Raw genomic sequence first — 19218 nt, 5'->3', positions numbered from 1 at the left:
TACCCAGCGGGCCCCGACACAAGAGGGGCCCGAAGAGGCCCCGATATTGCGCCGGGAGCGCTATCCACAGACAAGCTTACGGAAGTTAAGGCATGAATCTCCACGAGTATCAGTCGAAACAGCTTTTTGCTGATTACGGCCTGCCGGTTTCTCCGGGCTTCGCTTGCGATACACCGGAAGAGGTGGCGGCGAAGGCAAAGGAAATCGGTGGTGACAAATGGGTCGTGAAAGCCCAGGTGCACGCCGGTGGCCGCGGTAAGGCCGGTGGCGTCAAACTGGTCGACAGCCCCGAGGAAGCGGCGGAATTCGCCAAGAAGTGGCTGGGCCAGCGCCTGGTGACGTTCCAGACCGATGAACACGGCCAGCCGGTCACCAAAATTCTGGTGGAAACCTGCACCGACATCGCCCGCGAACTGTATCTGAGCGCGGTGCTCGACCGTGCCACCCGCCGGGTGGTGTTCATGGCGTCCACCGAGGGCGGCGTGGAGATCGAGAAAGTCGCCGAGGAAACCCCCGAGAAAATTCTCAAAGCGATCGTCGACCCGCTGGTCGGCGCGCAGCCCTATCAGGCCCGCGAGATCGCGTTCCAGCTGGGTCTGGAAGGCAAGCAGATCAACCAGTTCGCGAAAATTTTCGTGGGCCTGGCGAAGCTGTTCGAAGAGAAGGATCTGGCGCTGATCGAAGTGAACCCGCTGGTGATCACCGACCAGGGCGACCTGCACTGCCTGGACGCCAAGATCAACGTGGACGGCAGCGCGCTGTTCCGTCACCCGGACATCAAGGCACTGGACGATCCGACCCAGGAAGACGACCGCGAACGCCGCGCCGCCGAATGGGACCTCAACTACGTGGCCCTGGAAGGCAACATCGGCTGCATGGTCAACGGCGCCGGCCTGGCCATGGGCACCATGGACCTGGTCAAGCTGAAAGGCGGCGCGCCCGCCAACTTCCTGGATGTGGGTGGCGGCGCCACCAAGGAACGCGTCACCGAAGCGTTCAAGATCATCCTCTCCGACGACCAGGTGAAAGCGGTTCTGGTGAACATCTTCGGCGGCATCGTCCGTTGTGACCTGATCGCCGAGGGCATCATCGGCGCCGTGGAAGAAGTCGGCGTGGACGTGCCGGTCGTGGTGCGTCTGGAAGGCAACAACGCCGAACTGGGCGCCAAGAAGCTCGCCGAGAGCGGCATGAACATCGTAGCCGCAGAAAGTTTCGACGACGCCGCCGAACAGGTGGTGAAAGCCGCTGGAGGTGCCAAATGAGCGTATTGATTGATAAGAACACCAAGGTGATCTGTCAGGGTTTCACCGGCAGCCAGGGCACCTTCCATTCCGAACAGGCGCTGGAGTACGGCACCAAGATGGTGGGCGGCGTGACCCCGGGCAAGGGCGGCCAGACCCATCTGGGCCTGCCGGTGTTCAACACCGTGGCCGAAGCGGTCAAAGAGACCGGCGCCACCGCGTCCGTGATCTACGTACCGGCTCCGTTCTGCAAGGATTCCATCCTGGAAGCCGCCGACGCCGGCATCGAGCTGATCGTCTGCATCACCGAGGGTATCCCGGCGCTGGACATGCTCTATGTGAAGGAATACCTGGACCGTAAGCAGGGCGTGCGTCTGATCGGCCCGAACTGCCCGGGCGTGATCACCCCCGGTGAATGCAAGATCGGCATCATGCCCGGTCACATTCACAAGCCCGGCAAGGTGGGCATCGTGTCCCGTTCCGGCACCCTGACCTACGAGGCGGTCAACCAGACCACCAAACTGGGTTACGGCCAGTCCACCTGCATCGGCATTGGCGGCGACCCGATTCCCGGGACCACCTTTATCGAAGCGCTGGAGCTGTTCCAGAACGACCCGCAGACCGAAGCCATCGTGATGGTCGGTGAAATCGGCGGTACCGCCGAGGACGAAGCCGCCGCCTACATCAAGGACAACGTCACCAAGCCGGTAGTCAGCTACATCGCCGGTGTCACCGCGCCCCCGGGTAAGCGCATGGGCCACGCGGGCGCCATCATCGCCGGTGGCAAGGGCACCGCGGACGAGAAGTTCGCCGCCCTGGAAGCGGCCGGTGTGGTCACCGTCCGCAACCCCGCCGAAATCGGCGAAGGCGTGAAAAAAGCCACCGGCTGGTAATCCCGCGACGTACCAGAGTGGTTAATAAAAAGGCCGGCAATCGCCGGCCTTTTTTTATACCCCGCCACTGTCAGTGCAGGATGTCCTCGTCATCGTCGTCCATATCGAAGAACTCGTAATCACCAAGCTCGCGCTTGAGACGACGCTCTTCCAGACGGTCTTCGATGCGGTGCCTCATGTCCATGTTGAAACTGCGTGAACGGGCTGCTTTCTCTTCCTGGAGATCGTCGTCCACGCCATCTTCGAGTTCAAAATCATCGTTCATCAGTAAATCATCCGACTCATAGTCATTCTCAGTGCGTCGGTCACTCATGGTCGCCTCCTTCGGAAACGGAACCGCCGTAAACAACCGGGTACCGAGCGGCATCCCCCTGGGAGGATTCCAGCTCTGACCACCTCAGCGCCTGTATAACGTCAGTTTTTTATCGAGACAAGCGTTTTTTGATGAAATCCGATGACCGGTATTTCGCGGCCCGGTGTGACCACCGTCATACCCTTGGGGGCCGGGAACATGTCGCGATGGTGAAAGTGTGGATTGACCGGGTAAGGCTTTGTAAGCTGACGTTTACCATGGCGGCATGACGCCGGCCGCCGGCCGGCTATCGGGGAGAGCATAATAAAATGGCGGAATGGCTATTAGTGGCCGGCCTCAGCCTGCTGATCATGGCCACGGTGGGGCTGGTGCGGCAGGCCGCGTTCCGTGGCGACAGCACGCTGCTTTTTCTAATACCCCTGGCCGGTTTGCGCCAGGTCCAGGAAAACTGGCAAAACTACGGGGTGCTGGCCCTGCTCAGGGTGCTCGGCACCGTGTGCCTGCTGGTCGGCGCGGGGCTGATCTATGTGCAGCACGAGCGGCTGGAGCCGATCAACGCGGTGCCCGGCCAGGTGCTGCGTGGCGCCAAAACCCCGGCGGCCACCACCTTCGTGCGCTCCCCGGAGGCGGCGCTGTTAATGGTGCAGGGCGACGGCAAGCCGCTGTCCGGCCTGATCCACGGCCAGACATTGCTGAACCCGGTGCGGGTCACCCTGATCAACGGCGTGCTCAGCATCCACCAGGGGGAGGCGTTCCTGCCCGACCTTTCCGTCAGCATCCTGCTCGGCTGGCGCCCGGAGGACATCCAGGAACGGCGCACCCTGCTGATCACCCCGGCGGAATCCGGCGGCCCGCCGGTGCATGTGTCCTGGAAACCGGAAGGGCGCAGCTACCCCGAGACCCGCATCTTCAACGAGGGCTACCGGCTGGAGCTGGCGCTGGCACCGCTCGGCGACCAGCAGTTCACCGGCGCCCTGCAGCTGGTGCTTCCCGATACCCTGCGCAGCTATCTGGTCGGAGACTTCACGGTACAGACCAACCACCTGCGCTACCGTAACGGCAAAGTGGATTTGTTTTTCGATCACCCGGACACGCTCGGCTACGTGGCGCGCGAATATCTGCATACCCAGTTTCCGGCCGGGGCGGTGGCGTCGATCCGCATCGAGAACGTCAACCTGCGGCGCGCTTCCCGCGAAGGGGAAGTGCAGGCCCGCGTGGCACTGCGCGACGGCACCGTGGAACGCCGGCGGTTGCAGTTGGAAGAAAACAGCGTCGGCTGGGCGGTGACCCCGGGCTCCATGGAAACCCGGGTGCTCGCCGCCGGCGCCGCCGAGACAGCGGACAGCGGCGTGCTCGGCGCCTCGGCGCCGCGCGCGGCGCTGTCGCCGGCGGTGACCGTGCGCCTGCACCGCTTTACCGACCTGGCCTCCTACCTGGGCCAGCAGGTGACCGTCACGGAGCGCGACGGCAGCGCCAGCAGCGGCACGCTGACCCGCGTCAACGAGCAGCGCCTGTGGCTGGAAATGACCATGGGCTCCGGGCGGGCGGAAATCAATCTGCGTGAGGACAGCGTGCGTGAACTGATGCTCGCCGACGGCACCCGGCTGGTGCTGGACACCGCCGGCGGCGGCGAGACGGCGGCCGCGCCGGCGCCCGATCGGGCCTCCCCCGACGAAGACGGGGCGCCGTACCAGGGCTTGATCGGCGGCCCGGTGACGGTGACCCTGGAAAGCGGTGAACGCCACCGGGGGACCCTGGTGGACGTCGACAAGAGACGCGTGACGCTGGCGGTGGCAATGGGTTCCGGCAAGGTCGAGTACTTCTACGACCTCGGCGACGTGGCTTCAATCGAGGAGGCGCAATGAAGGTTCTGATAACCGGCGGCAGTGGTTTCATCGGCGGCGAGCTATGCCGGCGGCTGGCCGCCCACGGCCACGCTCTGACCGTGCTCAGCCGGTCGCCGGAGCGGGCGCGGTCGAAACTGCCCGAGGGCACCCGGGTGGTGGCGTCCCTGGACGACATCGGCGACGACGAGGCTATCGACGGCATCGTCAATCTGGCCGGCGAAAACCTCTTCACCCGCCGCTGGAGTGAATCCCGCAAGCGCACCCTGATGGCTTCGCGGCTGGACACCACCCGCGAGCTGGTGGCGCTGTGCCGACGGCTCGACACCACGCCCTCGGTGATGGTGAGCGGCTCGGCGGTGGGTTTTTACGGCGACGCCGGCGACGCCGAGCTGACCGAGCACAGCTCCGCCCGGCGCAAGGATTTCGGCTACCGGCTCTGCGACGCCTGGGAGCAGACCGCCCGCGAGGTGACGGGGCAGGGCGTGCGCCTGAGCATCATCCGTACCGGCGTGGTGCTGGGGCGCGACGGCGGCATGCTGAAAGGGCTCTGGCCGGTCTACCGGCTGGGGCTCGGCGCCCGTCTCGGTGACGGCAGCCAGTGGCTGAGCTGGATCCATATCGAGGACATGGTGTCGATCCTGGCGCGCGCCCTGGAGACCCCGGGCGTGGAGGGCGTCTTTAACGCCACCGCCCCTCAGCCGGTGACCCAGCGGCATTTCCACCGGGCGCTGGCCAGCGCCGTCCATCGTCCCGCCCCCTGGGTGGCCCCGGCGCCGTTGCTGCGGCTCGGCCTGGGTGAACTGTCCGGGCTGTTGCTGGGCGGCCAGCGGGTCTACCCGCGCCGCCTGGAAGACCAGGGCTTCACCTTCCGCTTCCCGAGCCTCGAAGAGGCGCTCGACGATCTCGCCAACACCGCTTCGTAGAGAGGTCCGGACCTTGAAAAAGGCCGTCCGGGTGCCTATCTAGAAGGCGGCGGTGCCGGGGAGGGCGCCGTGGTGTTCAGTGATTATCCGGCGGAGAAGAATCTATGAGTCAAGACCGCGAAACCCGTGGTTTCCAGGCGGAAGTATCCCGCCTTTTGCACCTGATGGTGCACTCCTTGTACAGCAACCGTGAGATTTTCCTGCGCGAGCTGATATCCAACGCCTCCGACGCCTGCGACAAACTGCGTTTCCGGGCGCTCGACGACGCCGAGCTGCTGGAAAACGATCCGGAGCCCTGGATCCGGCTCTCGGTGGACAAGGACGAGGGCACACTCACCATCGCCGACAACGGCATCGGCATGAACCGGGAAGAGGTGGTCGACAATCTGGGCACCATCGCCCGCTCCGGCACCGAGAAGTTTCTCGCCAGCATGACCGGCGACCGCCGCAAGGACGCCCAGTTGATCGGCCAGTTCGGCGTGGGCTTCTATTCCGCCTTTATCGTCGCCGGCCGCGTCGAGGTGTTCAGCCGCCGTGCCGGCGACCCCGCCGACCAGGGCGTGCGCTGGGAAAGCGACGGCGAGGGCGAGTTCACCGTGGAAACCATCGAGCGCCCCCAGCGCGGCACCGCGGTGGTGCTGCACCTGCGCGACGACGCCAAGGAATTCCTGGACGACCAGAAAGTGCGCGCCACCGTGCAGCAGTATTCCGACCATGTGGCGTTCCCGATTCTGATGCCGACCCCGGCGGAGACCGGCGGTGAGGGCGAAGACGGCACCAGCGAGTGGCAAACCATCAATTCCGCCACCGCGCTCTGGCAACGCCCCCGCCAGGAGATCAGCGACGAGGAATACCAGAATTTCTATCGTCACCTGAGCCATGATTTCCAGGACGCGCTGACCTGGAGCCACAACAAGGTGGAAGGGGCACTGGAATACACCAGTCTGCTCTACGTGCCCGCCCGGGCGCCGTTCGATCTCTATCACCGCGAGGCCAGCCGTGGCCTGAAGCTGTACGTGCAGCGTGTGTTCATCATGGACGACGCAGAGCAGTTTCTGCCCCTGTACCTGCGCTTCGTGAAGGGCGTGATCGACGCGCCCAACTTGCCGCTCAACGTCAGCCGCGAGCTGCTGCAGGACTACGGCCCGGTGCGCAAGATCCGCGCCGCGCTCACCAAGCGTGTTCTGCAGACGCTCAAGAAACTGGGCAACGACGAGGAAAAATACGCCACCTTCTGGTCGCAGTTCGGCGAGGTGCTCAAGGAAGGCATCGGCGAGGACCCGGACAACCGCGAGGCGATCGCCGCCTTGCTGCGCTTCCCGTCCACCGAGGACGTCCGGCCCGGCGCCGTGGGGCTCGACCAGTACCTGGAGCGCGCCGGTGAAAAGCAGGACAAGATCTATTACCTGCTGGCCGACAACCTGAACGCGGCGCGCAACAGCCCGCACCTGGAAGTGTTCCGCAAGAAAGGCATTGAGGTGCTGCTGCTCACCGAGCGGGTCGACGAATGGATGGCCGGCTATCTGGGCGAATACAAAGGGTGCAAACTGGTCAACGCGGCCCGCGGCCAGCTGGACATGGACCAGGAAGACCAGGAGCGCGCCGACCAGGACAAGCAGGCGCCGCTGATCGGCCGTCTCAGTGACAGCCTGGGCGATCAGGTGGCGGAAGTGCGGCCCACCAGCCGGCGGGTGGATTCGCCGGCCTGCCTGGTGCTGGCCGAGGACGAGCTGGGCCCGCAGATGCGCATGATGCTGGAAGCCGCCGGCCAGCCGGTGCCGGACAGCAAGCCGACGCTGGAAGTGAATCTGGCGCACCCGCTGCTGCAACGGCTGGAAGGCATCGAGGAGAGCGCCACCTTTACGGAACTGGCCGAGCTGCTGCTCGATCAGGCGCTGCTCGCCGAAGGCCAGCTGCCCTCGGACCCGGCGGCCACCGCCCGGCGCCTGAACCGGCTGCTGCAGGAGCGTGCCGACCAGTCCTGAACGACCCGGCCGGGCGCATTGCCTGGCCTGGTGGAGGCGCTTATGATGCCCCCTTTGGTGACCCACCCGCCCGAACAGAGGGGCTCTTGATGGAGCAGCGCAAACACACCGCCGCGATTCTCGGCGGTGGCAGTTTCGGCACCGCCACGGCCAGCATCCTGGCCGAAAACGGCCACCGCACCCGCCTCTGGGTGCGCGATCCGGAAACCGCCGCCGCCATTAACGAGGACGGGGAGAACCCCCGTTATCTGCCCGGCCAGACTCTGCCCGAGGGGGTTCACGCCACCGAGCATCTCGACCAGGTGCTCGACGGCGCCGATCTGATCTTCGTGGCGGTGCCCTCCAGCGCCTTCGTGGAGGTGCTGCGCCAGGCCCGCCCCATGGTCAAGGACGGCACCCTGGTGGTGAGCTGCACCAAGGGCATCCACGAAGACGGCTTCCTGCTGATGAGCCAGCTGCTCAAGCGCGAGTGGGACCACACCCGCATCGGCGTGCTCAGCGGCCCCAACCTGGCGCGGGAGATCGTCGAGCGCAAGTTCACCGGCTCGGTGATCGCCAGCCCCGACGAGGCGCTCTGCCACACCATCCAGCAGGCGCTCAGCTGTGAATATTTCCGGGTTTACGACAACCCGGACATTTACGGCGTGGAGCTGGGCGGCGCGCTCAAGAACATCTACGCGGTGGCGTCCGGCATGGCCGCCGCCATCGACATCGGCGAGAACAGCCGCAGTTTCATGCTCACCCGGGCGTTGGCGGAAATGAGCCGCTTCGCCGTGGAGCTGGGCGCCAACCCGCTCACCTTCCTGGGGCTGTCCGGGGTCGGCGACCTGATCGCCACCTGTTCCTCCTCCCTGTCGCGCAATTACCGGCTCGGTTATCAGCTCGGCCAGGGCCAGGAACTGCAGCAGGCGCTCGATACCCTGGGTCAGACCGCCGAGGGCCTTAACACCATTCGGCTGGTCGCCACCCACGCGGAAAAACTCAACGTCTACATGCCGCTGGCCACCGCCCTCTACGAGATCATCTATCAGGGCAAGCCGCTGGAGACCATGATCGCCCGGTTGATGAGCGGCGAGCACAAGCACGACGTGGAGTTCAGCTTCCACGGGGGGGCGGCTTGAGAGTCTACCTTTGCCGGCACGGCGAAGCCGTGGCTCAGGCCCCCACCGACGCCGAGCGCCCGCTCACCGAACGCGGGCGCCTGGAAGTGATGGCCCTGTGGCAGAGATTGCGCGAGGAGGGGGTGACCGTGGACCGCCTGATCGCCAGCCCCTACCGGCGCGCCCAGCAGACCGCGCTGTGCATCGCCCGTGCCTACGGCGGCATGGATCAGGAGGCGTGCGGGTATCTGGTGCCGGAAGCGGCGCCGGATCAGTTTCTCGACTGGCTGATCGAGCAGCCGTCCTGCGAGAACCTGGTGCTGGTCAGCCACATGCCGCTGGTGTCGCTGCTGAGCGCCCTGTGGGTGGGCGAGCCGCGCTCGCGGCCGGGGTTCCGCGTCGGCAGCGTGGCCGCGTTCGATGTCGACGTGGCCGCCGCCGGCGGCGCACGGCTGCTGTGGCTGCGCGCCCCGGAGTAACCCGGCCGGCGCGGGCCGGGCGTCAATCCTCTTCTTTCCAGTGCTGGACCGCCACCTGGTCCTTCACGTGGTCGAGAATCTTCAGCAGCGTTTCCTTCACCATCTCATTGAGTTGTTCGCCGCCGCCGCTGGACGCCACCAGAAGGTTGTCCACCAGGGCGTCCAGCCGTTGCCGGTTGGCCGGGGCGCTGATGTCCTCGACGATTTGCGCCACCAGGGCGGTGCCGCCGTCGCGCACGGTGTCGCCGAGCAGCGCGATGGCGCGCGGGCCGGCCACCGGAATCGCCGCCAGCCGCCGGCCCGCCGGGGTGCGTTGCACCGCTTCGTCGGTGACGTGCACCAGGTACTCGGAAAGCTGATCGCGGTACTGGTCGTGGCTGCGGCGGGTGGCGTCGGCGATGCGGCCGGCCACATAGTCCACCAGCTGCGCCCGCCGCGGCGCCAGCACGTCCTGCTCGATGCGGTGCATCATCGCGCCGCCGCTGCGGATCTCCCGCTGCGCGCCATCCAGCACGTTGATCACCACCCGGTCGGAAATCTCTTCCATCAGGATGCGGTAATACTTGATCACCGTGGCGCCCACCGCGGTGTCTCGGAAGTCCACCACGCCGAGCTTCTGCAGCCGGTACATCAGGCTCACCACACGCAGGATCCGCAGCCAGCGGAAGCTGCCCACCGGGATGCAGCCGAGCAGGTCGTACCAGTGCACGAACGGATAAAAGAACCAGCGATGATAGGTTTGGCGGGCGATGGCGGCGGCCCAGCGGATCACGAACTCGGTGAGATAGACACTGACGAAGGCCAGATCGATTTCAAAGAAGTTGGCATGAATGCTGTCGCTGTAGAAGCGATAGAAGTCCGGCGTGTAGGTTTCCATCGCCGATTGCACCGCTTCGACCCGGTAGATCCAGTCAAACAGGATCAGGCTCAGGTTGGCGATCACCAGCAGGATCATGCCCACATCGATCAGGAACCCGAGCCCGTCCAGGTTGGGCCTCAGCCGCTTGAGGTTGAAATGAACGCTCATGAGGGCAGGTTATCGAACCGGCTCCACACCGGGCAGTGGTCCGAAGGGCGCTCCATGGCGCGCATCTCGTAGTCGACACCGCAATCGGTCAGGCGCTCCACCAGGGGCTTGGTGGCCAGCACGGTATCAATGCGCAGGCCGCGGCGCGGGTCCCGTTCAAAGCCTCTGGAACGGTAATCAAACCAGGAAAACACGTCGTCGGTGTCCGGGTACCGGCAGCGGAAAGTGTCTTCCAGGCCCCAGTCGATCAGACGCTGCCACCATTCCCGTTCCTCGGGCAGAAAGCTGGTCTTGCCCTCGCGCAGCCAGCGCTTGCGGTTGGCTTCGCCGATGCCGATGTCCAGGTCGGTGGAGGAGATGTTGAAGTCGCCCATGATGGCCAGCTTCTCGCTGGCGTCGTGGTGGTTCTCCAGATAATGCTGCAGATCCTGGTAGAACTTTTCCTTGGCGGGAAACTTCACCGGATGCTCGCGGTTTTCGCCCTGCGGGAAATAACCGTTGAGCACCGTCAGTGGCTGGCCGTCGGCGTCACGCAGCCGGCCGATGATCATGCGGCGCTGGGCGTCCTCGCCGTCGGAGGGAAAACCGTATTGCACGTCTTCCAGCGGTTCCCGGGTCAGCAGCGCCACCCCGTAATGGCCTTTCTGGCCGTGATAATAGGGGTGATAGCCCAGGTCGCGGATCGCCTGTTCCGGAAACTCGCTGTCCTGAACCTTGGTTTCCTGCAGGCCCACCAGGGTGGGTTTGTATTTGCCCAGCAGCTCTTCCAGCTGATGCAAGCGTGCGCGAATACCATTGATATTGAACGAGATCAGCGTCATGACACCTCCTGTTTGCCGCGCATTGTACAATCCCCGACGCGAACTGTCCGCGCGTTGGCGGATTTCGCCATGGGTTTGCCGCCGGGGGCGGTTATCATGGTCCTTTTTGCATTGCCGATTTTTCGAGGAGAGCGCTGGATGAACACCCAAGCGGCGGCGGGACGCAAACCGGTGCTGGCCTTTGCCCACGCCAACGGCGTGCCCGGGCACAGCTACGACACCTTCCTGGCGCCCCTGGCGGAGCACTACGACATCCATGTGGTGGAGTGCCTCGGCCAGGATCCCCGTTACCCGGTGGACCGGGACTGGAAAAGCCTGAGCCTGGAACTGGAAGCCTTCCTCGAACCGCTGCCCAAGCCGATTATCGGTCTGGGGCACTCGATGGGTTCGGTGCTGATGTTCTGGGTCGCCCACCGCCATCCGGATTGGTTCCGGGCCCAGGTGATGCTCGACCCGCCCCTGGCCAACGGCCTGCAGGGCGCCGCCTACCGGCTGGCCCGGTTGACCGGGCAGGGCGACCGTTTCTCGCCGGCGAAAAAGAGCAAGGGCCGGCTGGATTACTGGGCCAGCTGGGACGACGTGGAGAGTTATTTCAACTCCCGCGGCCTGTTCAAGGCGTTCGACCCGCGGTCGCTGAAGAACTACCTGGAAGCCGGCCTGGAGCGCCACGGCGACGGCTGGCGTCTGCGCTTCCGCCCGGAGGTGGAAGTGGCGGTGTTCCGCGAGACCCCCACCGGGGTCACGGCGCTGCCGCGCACCCGGGTGCCCGGCGTGCTGGTCACCGGCGAGCAATCGCCGAAGCTGTTCCACCTCGGCGGTGCCCGCCACGCCCGCCGCCACCGGATGACGCGCCTGTTCGCCCCGGGCAGCCATATGTACCCGCTGGAGCGCCCGGAGGGCACCGCGCAACTGGTGCTGCGCGCCCTGGACGGCGTGCTCGGTCCGGACCACCGGCAAGACGGCGCGGAAGCCGGGGAGGGCGCCCGCAATGCCCACTAACCCGTCCCGGACTCCGGTGGAACGCCGCTTCCGCGCCTACGGCCAGGAACTGGCCGGCCTGCAGTGGCCCGGCGAGGGCGAACCGGTGCTGGCGCTGCACGGCTGGCTGGACAACGCCGCCTCCTTTCAGCCGCTGGCGGAACCGCTCGGCCATCCGCTGGTGGCGCTGGATTTCGCCGGCCACGGCCATTCCGAGCACCGCCCGCGCCACCAGGCCACCCATTACGTGGACCACGTCCGCGACGTGCTGGCGGTGGCCGATCAGTTGGGCTGGGACCGCTTCGTGCTGGTCGGCCACTCCATGGGCGCCGGCGTGGCCTGTTTGTTCGCCGCCACCTTCCCGGAACGGGTCAGCCGCCTGGTGCTGATCGAAGGCCTGGGACCACCGGCCACCGCCGCCGACGAAGTGGCGCCCAACCTGCGTAAAGCCATCGACCAGATGCAGGCGCTGCCGGACAAGCGCAAGCCGGTGTACGCGGATCCGGAGCAGGCGGTGGCGGCGCGGCTGCCGGCCCTGGGCGGCCTGGAGGAAAGCTCGGCCCGGTTGCTGTGCGAGCGCGGGCTGGAGCAGGTGGACGGCGGCTGGACCTGGCGCACCGACGCGCGGCTGCGCATCACCTCGTCACTGCGGCTCACCGACGACCAGGTGAAAGGGTTCGCCGAGCGCATCACCGCGCCCACCTTGCTGGTGCTGGGTAATGAGGGGCTTGGCGGCGACGGGCGCTTCGATCACCGCATCGAGTGGCTGCGCGACGTGCGGGTCACCCGCCTGCCCGGGCGTCACCATCTGCATATGGACGATCCGCTGCCGGTGGCGGACGCCATCAAAGCCTTCCTCGGTTGACCAAAACATTGGCGCCGGCGAGCCATCCCGTCATGGCGGCGCCGGCGGGCACGGTTATCCTCGCGGTAGTGAAACCTTAATAAAAAACGCGAGGAGAGCCGGGCATGAAAGTGGTGGAAGCCGCACAGATCAACGAGTACGTCGGCGAGGACATGGGCGCCTCGGAATGGTTCACCATCGACCAGGGGCGCATCAACGACTTCGCCGCCGCCACCCTGGACCATCAATTTATCCATGTGGATCCGGAGCGCGCCAAGGCGACGCCGTTCGGCACCACCATCGCCCACGGTTACCTGACGCTGTCGCTGCTGCCGTACCTGCAGACCAGCATCGATGATTTTCTGGTGCCGCGCGGCATGAAAATGGGCATGAACTACGGCTTCGACAAGCTCCGCTTCATGGCCCCGGTCAAGGTCGACGCGCGCATCCGCGCCCGCGCCACTCTGATCGAAGCCAATGAGAAGAAGCCCGGCCAGTGGTTGCTGAAATTCCTGTTCACGGTGGACATCGAGGGCGAGGACAAGCCCGCCCTGGTGGCCGAATGGCTGCTGATGTACTTCGTCTGAATCAGGCGTTGCGCTCGAACAGCATGCCGGCGGCTTCGAGCCGGTCGATCAGGCGGTCGCCGAGCGCCATCACCGGGGTGACCACGCCGGTGTGCATGGGGTAACCCTCGTCCAGCGCGAGGCCCATCAGGGTTTCCGAGAGCATCTTGGCGGTTTCGTCGTAGCCGGGATCGCCACCGGACACCCGGCACAGCACTTCGCTGTCGCCGCAACGGGCGCGCACCTTCACCTGGAACCAGGAACGGGCGCGGGTGGCTTCATCCGGGCCCTGACCGGCCGGGTTGAGCTTCATCAGACGGCGCCGCAGCGGGCCGATCTGGGCCGCCAGCACCAGCCCGCCGACGCCGGCGGCGCCGCCGATCAGCTTGCCCAGCCCGCCGGTGACCAGATAATGGCCGTAGCGGAACTCCGGGCCGTAATCGTCCAGCGCCCGGGCCGAGCGCATCACCACCATCGGATCAATGGTCGGCATGGGCGCCAGCCAGCCGCCCAGCGCCTCGTCCTTGTGCGGCTTGGGCGCCAGACCGCCCACCTTGCGCGGGTACCATTGTTTGAGGCGCACCTGGGCGTCGCGCTGGCTGCGCTGGTTGGCGCCGGGCCGGGCGAACGCCTCCAGCGCCGAGCGCCAGGTGCCGCCGGAAAACTTGGCGGAGAACGCCACCGCGCCTTCGGCGGTCACCGGGCCGTCCAGTTTGCCGCCGTGCTCCAGGGTCAGTTCGCGGATCGCGAACAACACCCCGGCGTCATGGGGAATCGAGTCGAAGCCGCAGCAGTTGACCAGCGCGCAGCCGCTGGCCTGGGCGGCCTCGTGGTAGCGGCTCAGCAGGGTGTTGACGAATTCCGGTTCGCCGGTGAGGTCGCAGTAATGGGTGCCCTGTTCCACGCAGGCGCGCACCAGCGGCTCGCCGTATTGCATGTAGGGGCCCACGGTGCTGGCCAGGGCGCGGGTCCGGGCGGCCAGGGCGGTGAGGCTGGCGGGGTCGCCGCTGTCCGCCTCGATCAGCTCCGGCGGGTTGTCGCCGGGCAGGCCGGCGGCCACCTGCTCAAGCTTGGCGCGGTTGCGGCCCGCCAGGGCCCAGGGCGTGCCCGCGGGCAGCTTGCGGGCCAGATAGCGGGCACACAGGCCGCCGGTGAAACCGGTGGCGCCGTACAGAACCAGGGCGTAGGGACGGGTGGCACTCATGCTCGCTCCTTACTTTTGACGAGGGGCAGTCGCCGAACAATTGAAATGGCTTGTCGGCGCAGTGTAGCTTTGCCTTCGCCCCGGGCCTACCGGTACCCCGGCGATTGGCCTTCAGGGCATCTTATTACTCGGGAGAAAACCATGGATGTCACCGCGGAACGCCGCTATCCGGTGAATGTTGAAGAGCTGTACGGCATTCTCACCAGCCGGGCGTTTTTCGAACAGCGTTATCAATGGGGCAAAGTGGACGATTACCGCTTTGAGGTGTTCGAACCGGCCGGCGACGGCTTCCACATCCGTATTGCGCAGCCCATCGAAATCCGTCTGGACAAGGTGCCCGCCTTCGCGCGCAAGTTGCTGCCCTCGGAAGCGGAACTGACCACCGAATTCCACTGGCGCCCGGCCACCGGCGGCTACCAGGCGGACTATCGCTTTCAGCTGGGCAATGTGCCGGTGAAGGTGAGCGGCACCATGACGCTGCCCGCCGACGGCGATCAGTCCCGCCAGATCACCCGCGTGGCGGTGCATTCATCCCTGCCGCTGGTGGGTCGCAAACTGGAGCGTTTGATCGGCGAGCGTTTCGATAAGGCGCTGGAAGGCGATTACCGCCACACCCTGCGCTATATCGAGGAAGTGCATCAGCAATAAGTGCATTAACGATAGCGGCGCAGGCTGCTGCCCAGTTTCGCCATGCGCGCCACGAAGCGTTCCGGGCGCCAGCGCTTCCTGCGCCAGTCGCGGCGGGCCTCCGGCTGTGGAAACAGGTACAGCGGCCGCTTGCCCATCTGCTGAAGGATGGTGTCCGCCACCTCGGCGGCGCTTTCCGGGGCGTCGTCCATGGCGCGCTGCAGGCGGGCACGGCTGAGCGGATCGGCGTTGGGCATGCGCCGGCTCATGTCGCTGGAGAACAGATCCGGACAGACCACGCTGACGCCGATATTGAGCCCGTCCAGTTCCGCCGCCAGGGCCTCGCTGAAGCGGATCAGCGCGGCGTTGCAGGCCACATAGGCGGCCATGCCCGGCGGCGCGGTGATGCCCGCCAGCGCCGCCACGTTGATCAGGTGGCCGTCACCCTGGCGCTTCATCATCGTCAAGGCGGTGCGACAGCCGTGGACCGCGCCCATCAGGTTGGTGTGCCAGAGCTGCTCCCAGGTGGCCGGCGTTTGCCCCTCGAACGGGCCCATGGCGGCCAGCCCGGCGTTGTTGATCAGGATGTCGAGCCGTTCCCAGCGCCGCTGTACCCGCTCCAGGGCGTGGCGCCAGTCCGCCTCCACGGCCACGTCGGCGTGCACGAACAGCACCTCGGCGCCGTCCCGGCGCAGCGCGTCAGCGAGCTGCTCGCCGGCCACCCGTTCCCGGTCGAGCAGCGCCAGCTTATAGTCCCGCGCGGCGCCGAGAGCGAGCGCCCGGCCCAGGCCGTGGGCGGCGCCGGTGATCAAAAGAACCGGTTTCATTCGCTCAGGCCCGTTCCGTCTCGAGTTCTTTCATGGGGGTGCGCAGCACGTTTTCTTCGCCTTCGCTGCGCGCCAGGATCACCGCGCCGACGCTGTCGCCCCAGACGTTCACCGCGGTGCGGCACATGTCCAGCAGCCGGTCGGTGACCAGAATCAGACCGATCGCTTCCGCGGGCAGGCCGATAGTGCCCAGGATCACGGTGATCGCCACCAGGCTGGCGGCCGGAATGCTGGCCACGCCGATGGAGGTGAGCAGGGCGGTCAGCACGATCACGAACTGGGTGGTCAGGGACAGGTCCATGCCGTAGGCCTGGGCGATGAAGATCGCCGCCACGCACTCGTACAGGGCGGTGCCGTCCATGTTGACGGTGGCGCCCAGCGGCAACACGAAGCTGGAGGTGCGCTTGGACACGCCGGAGCGCTTCTGCACGCAGTCCATGCTCAGCGGCAGGGTGGCGGCGGAGCTGGCCGACGAAAAGGCGGTCATCAGCGCCGGCGCCATGGCCTGCAGGTGGCGCACCGGCGAGCGTTTGGCGAACAGCCGGATCAGCAGCGGCATCACGCCGAACATATGAATGCCCAGCGCCAGCAGCACGGTGACGAAGAACAGCGCCAGCGGCTCCACCGCGTCCAGCCCGGTGCGGGTGACGGTGGCGGCGATCAGGCCGAACACGCCCAGCGGCGCGAAGCGGATGATCACCATGGTGATGCGCATGGTGACCTGATAGATGCCTTCCACCACCTGGCGCAGATGCTCACCGGGCGCGCCGGGCAGGGTGCGCAGGAAGAAGCCGAAGAACAGCGAGAACACGATCAGCCCCAGCATCTGGGTTTCGGCGGCGGCCTGGAACAGGTTGGGCGGCAGCAACTGGCGCAGTATTTCGGTGAAGTCGCCGGCGCCGCGGCCCTCGATGCTGGCCAGGGCCCGGTCGGTGTCCGCCGACAGGCCCAGCAGGTTCCGCGCCGGCTGGCCGTCGATCACGCCGGGGGCGATCAGATTCACCACCACCAGCCCCACCAGCACCGCGATCAGGCTGGTGCTCAGGTAGAACAGCACGGTTTTCAGGCCCAGCCGGCCGAGATCGTCGCCGTCGCCCACGTTGACCATGCCGCTGATAATGGCGGTGGTGATCAGCGGCACCACCACCATCTTCAGGGCATTGATGAACAGATCGCCAATCAGGTCATAGCCGGGCAGCAGCGGTAGCCCGAACAGCCGGGTGCTCTCTTCGGTGAGCGCCCCGGCAATACCGCCCAGCACCATGGCCAGAAATATCTGGTGATGTAATTTCATTCAGCGCCCCGATTACACAGTGTGGGCTAGCATAATGACCCCTTTGAACCACTGGCAAGCAACGTCGGCCGTCAGAGCAGGGCGTGCAGCGCGGATTCCAGCCCCGGGCGCTGCCCGCGCACGCGGTCGACGGCCAGTTTCAGCAGCCGGTCACTGTGCACCGGGCCGAACCGTTCGCACAGCAACACATAGGCGCGGTTAAGCAAACGCCGCAGCTGATCCTGGTCCAGCGGCGCCAGGTCGCCGTCGGCGTGGTTGAGCCAGTATTCGAGGGTGTCACGCAGGGCCGGGTCGGCGCCCGGGCGGCGCAGGTCGGTGAGCTGATCCAGACGCACCTGGCCGGCCTGGCCCGCGTCGAGCTGCGCCCACAGGGCGCGCATCAGAAGCTGGAACGCCTCGGTGCAGGGGTGGGCCCGGTGGGCGCCGTCCTCGTCCCCCAGCGGGTCGGGCAGCAGTTCCCGGTCCGGCAGCGTCATCGCCTGCACCAGACTCAGGTGCAGATCATGGCGCCGGCCCTCCACCTCGAACAGGCGGCTGATATGGCTCACGTAGCCCTGCAGCGAAAAGCGCGGGCGGTGGGCGTAGTCGCTCTGCCACAGGGCCACCGCCTCCGGCACCTGGCGGCTGTCCAGATAGGGGGCCAGGCCGGTGGCAATGGCGCGGCGGTGGCGTTCTTCCGGGCTCATCGTGGGCTATCCAGGCCGCTGGCCACATCGGCGTCGTAGAGGTGCTGCTGGGCGAATTCCGGGTAGCCCAGCTCGGCGTGCTCGCTGACGTCCAGACCCCGCTGTTCATGCTGGCTGGGCGCCCGCAGGCCGGCGGTGAGCGACAGCACCATATACAGGATCAAGGCGGCGAAGAACGCCCAGGCGAAGGCGACCACAATGCCCAGCAACTGCACCGTGACCCGCTGCGGGTCGAACAGGTCGCCCTGGTAGAACAGCCCGGCGGCCAGCGTGCCCCAGGCCCCGGCGAACGCATGCACCGGCACCGCGCCGACCACGTCGTCCAGTTTCATCGACAACAGCAGGCGGCTGCCCGGGCCCACCAGCAGCCCGCCCAGCAGGCCGGTGATGATCGCGAAGCCGGGCGTCATGGTGGCGCAGCCGGCGGTGATCGCCACCAGCCCGGCCAGGCTGCCGTTGACGGTTTCGGTGAGCAGCACCGGGCGGCGGGCGATAACCCGGTAGAGCGCGGCCCCCAGGGCGCCGGCGGCGGCCGCCAGCTGGGTGTTGAGGTTGATCAGCGCGATATTGACGTCGGCCCCCAGGGTGGAGCCGCCGTTGAAGCCGAACCAGCCGAACCACAACAGGAACCCGCCCAGGGCCACGAACGATAAATTGTGGCCGCGAATCTCCCGTGGCCGCCCCTGGCTGTCGAAGCGGCCCAGGCGCGGCCCCACCACCATGATGCCCGCCAGCGCGCACCAGCCGCCGACGCTGTGGACCACGGTGGAGCCGGCGAAGTCGATAAACCCGAGAGCCGCCAGCCAGCCGTCGCTGTTCCAGGCCCAGTTGCCGAACAGCGGGTAGACCAGCCCGGTGATCAGCATGGCGCCGCACAGATACCCCAGGTAGCGGGTGCGTTCCGCCATCGCCCCGGATGCGATGGTGGCGGCGGTGGCGGCGAACATCAGCTGGAACAGCAGCAGGGTCCACAGATCGCTGTCGCCCTGGCTGGGCGCGAACAGGTCCTGGCCCACCCAGCCGCTGGGGTTGGCGCCGAACATCAGGCCGAAGCCCAGCGCCCAGAACATCAGCGTCCCCACGCACAGGTCCATGTAGTTCTTCATCACCACGTTGATGGCGTTCTTGGTGCGGCTCAGGCCGCTTTCCAGCAGCGCGAAGCCGGCCTGCATGAGGAACACCAGGGCCGCCGCGATGGCGATCCAGACCACGTCGTTGGCGGTGTATTCCGGGGTGTCGGCCAGGCCGGAAGCGGGCAGGGCGATGAGGGTGAGCAGTAGCGCGGCGCGTCGTTCCATGAGATCCCCCACGGGAAAAGCCTTTGGTTAGGGGGGCGGTGCAACGGTTATGCCAATTTCTGGGTGCATCGCGCTTTAACGGGAAAGTTGGACCCTCCAGCAGGGGACGCGGGTCTGTGTTCTGCCCTTCCGGGAACGTGAAGTGGTCAAGTGATCTTGGACAGTTTCTTAGGTTCTGGTCACGCGGCCGCTTTTTCCCTTGCCCCGGGTGTTTGGTACTGGTTCGTGCTGTGAGGGCGGACGTGGTTGTAGTACTGATTGACGT

General features: G+C 66.3%; 19 protein-coding genes. 11 read left to right on the top strand and 8 right to left on the bottom strand.

Going from position 1 to position 19218, the window contains the following annotated elements:
* Nucleotides 1–92: 92 nt before the first annotated feature.
* Both sucC and sucD read left to right on the top strand, forming a co-directional pair.
* Entirely contained in the window at nucleotides 93–1262 is a 1170-nt protein-coding gene (sucC, locus tag ACEQZD_RS00655; RefSeq protein WP_142949314.1) for an ADP-forming succinate--CoA ligase subunit beta, read from the top strand.
* Entirely contained in the window at nucleotides 1259–2134 is an 876-nt protein-coding gene (gene sucD, locus ACEQZD_RS00650; RefSeq protein ID WP_067609757.1) for a succinate--CoA ligase subunit alpha, read from the top strand. The genes sucC and sucD overlap by 4 nt, the downstream gene beginning before the upstream one ends.
* A 70-nt stretch (nucleotides 2135–2204) precedes the next feature.
* On the opposite strand, the gene ACEQZD_RS00645 is transcribed toward sucD, so the two are convergent.
* Nucleotides 2205–2399: a PA3496 family putative envelope integrity protein gene (locus tag ACEQZD_RS00645; RefSeq protein ID WP_255442554.1), complete on the bottom strand. Its 195-nt coding sequence runs from the start codon at nucleotides 2397–2399 to the stop codon at nucleotides 2205–2207.
* Nucleotides 2400–2755: 356 nt separating this feature from the next.
* On the opposite strand from ACEQZD_RS00645, the gene ACEQZD_RS00640 reads away from it, so the two are divergent.
* The 5 genes from ACEQZD_RS00640 to sixA all read left to right on the top strand — a co-directional run bounded on the left by ACEQZD_RS00640 (nucleotide 2756) and on the right by sixA (nucleotide 8781).
* Nucleotides 2756–4312, top strand: coding sequence for a hypothetical protein (locus ACEQZD_RS00640; protein ID WP_370183377.1), 1557 nt, complete (start codon nucleotides 2756–2758; stop codon nucleotides 4310–4312).
* Nucleotides 4309–5217: a TIGR01777 family oxidoreductase gene (locus ACEQZD_RS00635; RefSeq protein ID WP_370183375.1), complete on the top strand. Its 909-nt coding sequence runs from the start codon at nucleotides 4309–4311 to the stop codon at nucleotides 5215–5217. The genes ACEQZD_RS00640 and ACEQZD_RS00635 overlap by 4 nt, the downstream gene beginning before the upstream one ends.
* Before the next feature lie 104 nt (nucleotides 5218–5321).
* The gene (gene htpG / locus ACEQZD_RS00630) at nucleotides 5322–7202 is read left to right on the top strand and encodes a molecular chaperone HtpG (RefSeq protein ID WP_370183373.1); all 1881 of its coding nucleotides are present in this window, start codon (nucleotides 5322–5324) and stop codon (nucleotides 7200–7202) included.
* A gap of 89 nt (nucleotides 7203–7291) precedes the next feature.
* Nucleotides 7292–8323: an NAD(P)H-dependent glycerol-3-phosphate dehydrogenase gene (locus ACEQZD_RS00625; RefSeq protein WP_335628438.1), complete on the top strand. Its 1032-nt coding sequence runs from the start codon at nucleotides 7292–7294 to the stop codon at nucleotides 8321–8323.
* A complete protein-coding gene (sixA, locus tag ACEQZD_RS00620) occupies nucleotides 8320–8781 on the top strand; it encodes a phosphohistidine phosphatase SixA (protein WP_370183371.1) in 462 nt (153 codons plus the stop codon). Before ACEQZD_RS00625 ends, sixA begins: the two co-directional genes overlap by 4 nt.
* 22 nt (nucleotides 8782–8803) lie before the next feature.
* Here sixA and ACEQZD_RS00615 read toward each other — a convergent pair whose 3' ends face one another.
* Together ACEQZD_RS00615 and xthA are read right to left on the bottom strand one after the other, a co-directional pair.
* Nucleotides 8804–9808, bottom strand: a complete 1005-nt coding sequence (locus ACEQZD_RS00615) for an ion transporter (RefSeq protein WP_370183368.1) — start codon at nucleotides 9806–9808, stop codon at nucleotides 8804–8806.
* Nucleotides 9805–10629 (bottom strand): exodeoxyribonuclease III, encoded by an 825-nt coding sequence (gene xthA, locus ACEQZD_RS00610; protein WP_335628435.1) that lies wholly within the window; start codon nucleotides 10627–10629, stop codon nucleotides 9805–9807. Before xthA ends, ACEQZD_RS00615 begins: the two co-directional genes overlap by 4 nt.
* A 138-nt stretch (nucleotides 10630–10767) precedes the next feature.
* Here xthA and ACEQZD_RS00605 point away from each other — a divergent pair, with 138 nt between their 5' ends.
* From ACEQZD_RS00605 to ACEQZD_RS00595, 3 genes are all read left to right on the top strand, one after another.
* Nucleotides 10768–11628: an alpha/beta hydrolase gene (locus ACEQZD_RS00605; protein ID WP_335628434.1), complete on the top strand. Its 861-nt coding sequence runs from the start codon at nucleotides 10768–10770 to the stop codon at nucleotides 11626–11628.
* The gene (locus ACEQZD_RS00600; RefSeq protein WP_335628433.1) at nucleotides 11618–12472 is read left to right on the top strand and encodes an alpha/beta hydrolase; all 855 of its coding nucleotides are present in this window, start codon (nucleotides 11618–11620) and stop codon (nucleotides 12470–12472) included. The genes ACEQZD_RS00605 and ACEQZD_RS00600 overlap by 11 nt, the downstream gene beginning before the upstream one ends.
* Nucleotides 12473–12576: 104 nt before the next feature.
* Nucleotides 12577–13038: a MaoC family dehydratase gene (locus ACEQZD_RS00595; RefSeq protein ID WP_142949303.1), complete on the top strand. Its 462-nt coding sequence runs from the start codon at nucleotides 12577–12579 to the stop codon at nucleotides 13036–13038.
* Nucleotide 13039: 1 nt separating this feature from the next.
* On the opposite strand, the gene ACEQZD_RS00590 is transcribed toward ACEQZD_RS00595, so the two are convergent.
* Nucleotides 13040–14221: a trans-acting enoyl reductase family protein gene (locus ACEQZD_RS00590; RefSeq protein ID WP_370183364.1), complete on the bottom strand. Its 1182-nt coding sequence runs from the start codon at nucleotides 14219–14221 to the stop codon at nucleotides 13040–13042.
* 141 nt (nucleotides 14222–14362) lie between these two features.
* Between ACEQZD_RS00590 and ACEQZD_RS00585 the strand changes: the two genes are divergently transcribed.
* Nucleotides 14363–14869 (top strand): DUF2505 domain-containing protein, encoded by a 507-nt coding sequence (locus ACEQZD_RS00585; RefSeq protein ID WP_370183362.1) that lies wholly within the window; start codon nucleotides 14363–14365, stop codon nucleotides 14867–14869.
* A gap of 5 nt (nucleotides 14870–14874) precedes the next feature.
* Here ACEQZD_RS00585 and ACEQZD_RS00580 read toward each other — a convergent pair whose 3' ends face one another.
* From ACEQZD_RS00580 to ACEQZD_RS00565, 4 genes are all read right to left on the bottom strand, one after another.
* Nucleotides 14875–15675 (bottom strand): SDR family oxidoreductase, encoded by an 801-nt coding sequence (locus ACEQZD_RS00580; RefSeq protein ID WP_142949300.1) that lies wholly within the window; start codon nucleotides 15673–15675, stop codon nucleotides 14875–14877.
* A gap of 4 nt (nucleotides 15676–15679) precedes the next feature.
* The gene (locus tag ACEQZD_RS00575; RefSeq protein WP_214014041.1) at nucleotides 15680–16969 is read right to left on the bottom strand and encodes a dicarboxylate/amino acid:cation symporter; all 1290 of its coding nucleotides are present in this window, start codon (nucleotides 16967–16969) and stop codon (nucleotides 15680–15682) included.
* Nucleotides 16970–17040: 71 nt separating this feature from the next.
* A complete protein-coding gene (locus ACEQZD_RS00570; protein ID WP_370183359.1) occupies nucleotides 17041–17655 on the bottom strand; it encodes a hypothetical protein in 615 nt (204 codons plus the stop codon).
* Nucleotides 17652–18953: an ammonium transporter gene (locus ACEQZD_RS00565; RefSeq protein ID WP_370183358.1), complete on the bottom strand. Its 1302-nt coding sequence runs from the start codon at nucleotides 18951–18953 to the stop codon at nucleotides 17652–17654. The genes ACEQZD_RS00570 and ACEQZD_RS00565 overlap by 4 nt, the downstream gene beginning before the upstream one ends.
* Nucleotides 18954–19218: the final 265 nt, after the last annotated feature.

The organism is Alloalcanivorax sp. (assembly GCF_964221125.1).
Taxonomy (GTDB): Bacteria; Pseudomonadota; Gammaproteobacteria; order Pseudomonadales; family Alcanivoracaceae; genus Alloalcanivorax; species Alloalcanivorax venustensis.
This window is presented reverse-complemented; position numbering and strand designations above follow the sequence as displayed.

Excerpts from the sequence above, each read along its gene's own strand:
- sucC (WP_142949314.1), top strand. The coding sequence starts at position 93 with ATGAATCTCCACGAGTATCAGTCGAAACAGCTTTTTGCTGATTACGGC.
- sucD (WP_067609757.1), top strand. The coding sequence starts at position 1,259 with ATGAGCGTATTGATTGATAAGAACACCAAGGTGATCTGTCAGGGTTTC.
- ACEQZD_RS00645 (WP_255442554.1), bottom strand. The coding sequence starts at position 2,399 with ATGAACGATGATTTTGAACTCGAAGATGGCGTGGACGACGATCTCCAG.
- ACEQZD_RS00640 (WP_370183377.1), top strand. The coding sequence starts at position 2,756 with ATGGCGGAATGGCTATTAGTGGCCGGCCTCAGCCTGCTGATCATGGCC.
- ACEQZD_RS00635 (WP_370183375.1), top strand. The coding sequence starts at position 4,309 with ATGAAGGTTCTGATAACCGGCGGCAGTGGTTTCATCGGCGGCGAGCTA.
- htpG (WP_370183373.1), top strand. The coding sequence starts at position 5,322 with ATGAGTCAAGACCGCGAAACCCGTGGTTTCCAGGCGGAAGTATCCCGC.
- ACEQZD_RS00625 (WP_335628438.1), top strand. The coding sequence starts at position 7,292 with ATGGAGCAGCGCAAACACACCGCCGCGATTCTCGGCGGTGGCAGTTTC.
- ACEQZD_RS00615 (WP_370183368.1), bottom strand. The coding sequence starts at position 9,808 with ATGAGCGTTCATTTCAACCTCAAGCGGCTGAGGCCCAACCTGGACGGG.
- xthA (WP_335628435.1), bottom strand. The coding sequence starts at position 10,629 with ATGACGCTGATCTCGTTCAATATCAATGGTATTCGCGCACGCTTGCAT.
- ACEQZD_RS00605 (WP_335628434.1), top strand. The coding sequence starts at position 10,768 with ATGAACACCCAAGCGGCGGCGGGACGCAAACCGGTGCTGGCCTTTGCC.
- ACEQZD_RS00600 (WP_335628433.1), top strand. The coding sequence starts at position 11,618 with ATGCCCACTAACCCGTCCCGGACTCCGGTGGAACGCCGCTTCCGCGCC.
- ACEQZD_RS00595 (WP_142949303.1), top strand. The coding sequence starts at position 12,577 with ATGAAAGTGGTGGAAGCCGCACAGATCAACGAGTACGTCGGCGAGGAC.
- ACEQZD_RS00590 (WP_370183364.1), bottom strand. The coding sequence starts at position 14,221 with ATGAGTGCCACCCGTCCCTACGCCCTGGTTCTGTACGGCGCCACCGGT.
- ACEQZD_RS00585 (WP_370183362.1), top strand. The coding sequence starts at position 14,363 with ATGGATGTCACCGCGGAACGCCGCTATCCGGTGAATGTTGAAGAGCTG.
- ACEQZD_RS00580 (WP_142949300.1), bottom strand. The coding sequence starts at position 15,675 with ATGAAACCGGTTCTTTTGATCACCGGCGCCGCCCACGGCCTGGGCCGG.
- ACEQZD_RS00575 (WP_214014041.1), bottom strand. The coding sequence starts at position 16,969 with ATGAAATTACATCACCAGATATTTCTGGCCATGGTGCTGGGCGGTATT.
- ACEQZD_RS00570 (WP_370183359.1), bottom strand. The coding sequence starts at position 17,655 with ATGAGCCCGGAAGAACGCCACCGCCGCGCCATTGCCACCGGCCTGGCC.
- ACEQZD_RS00565 (WP_370183358.1), bottom strand. The coding sequence starts at position 18,953 with ATGGAACGACGCGCCGCGCTACTGCTCACCCTCATCGCCCTGCCCGCT.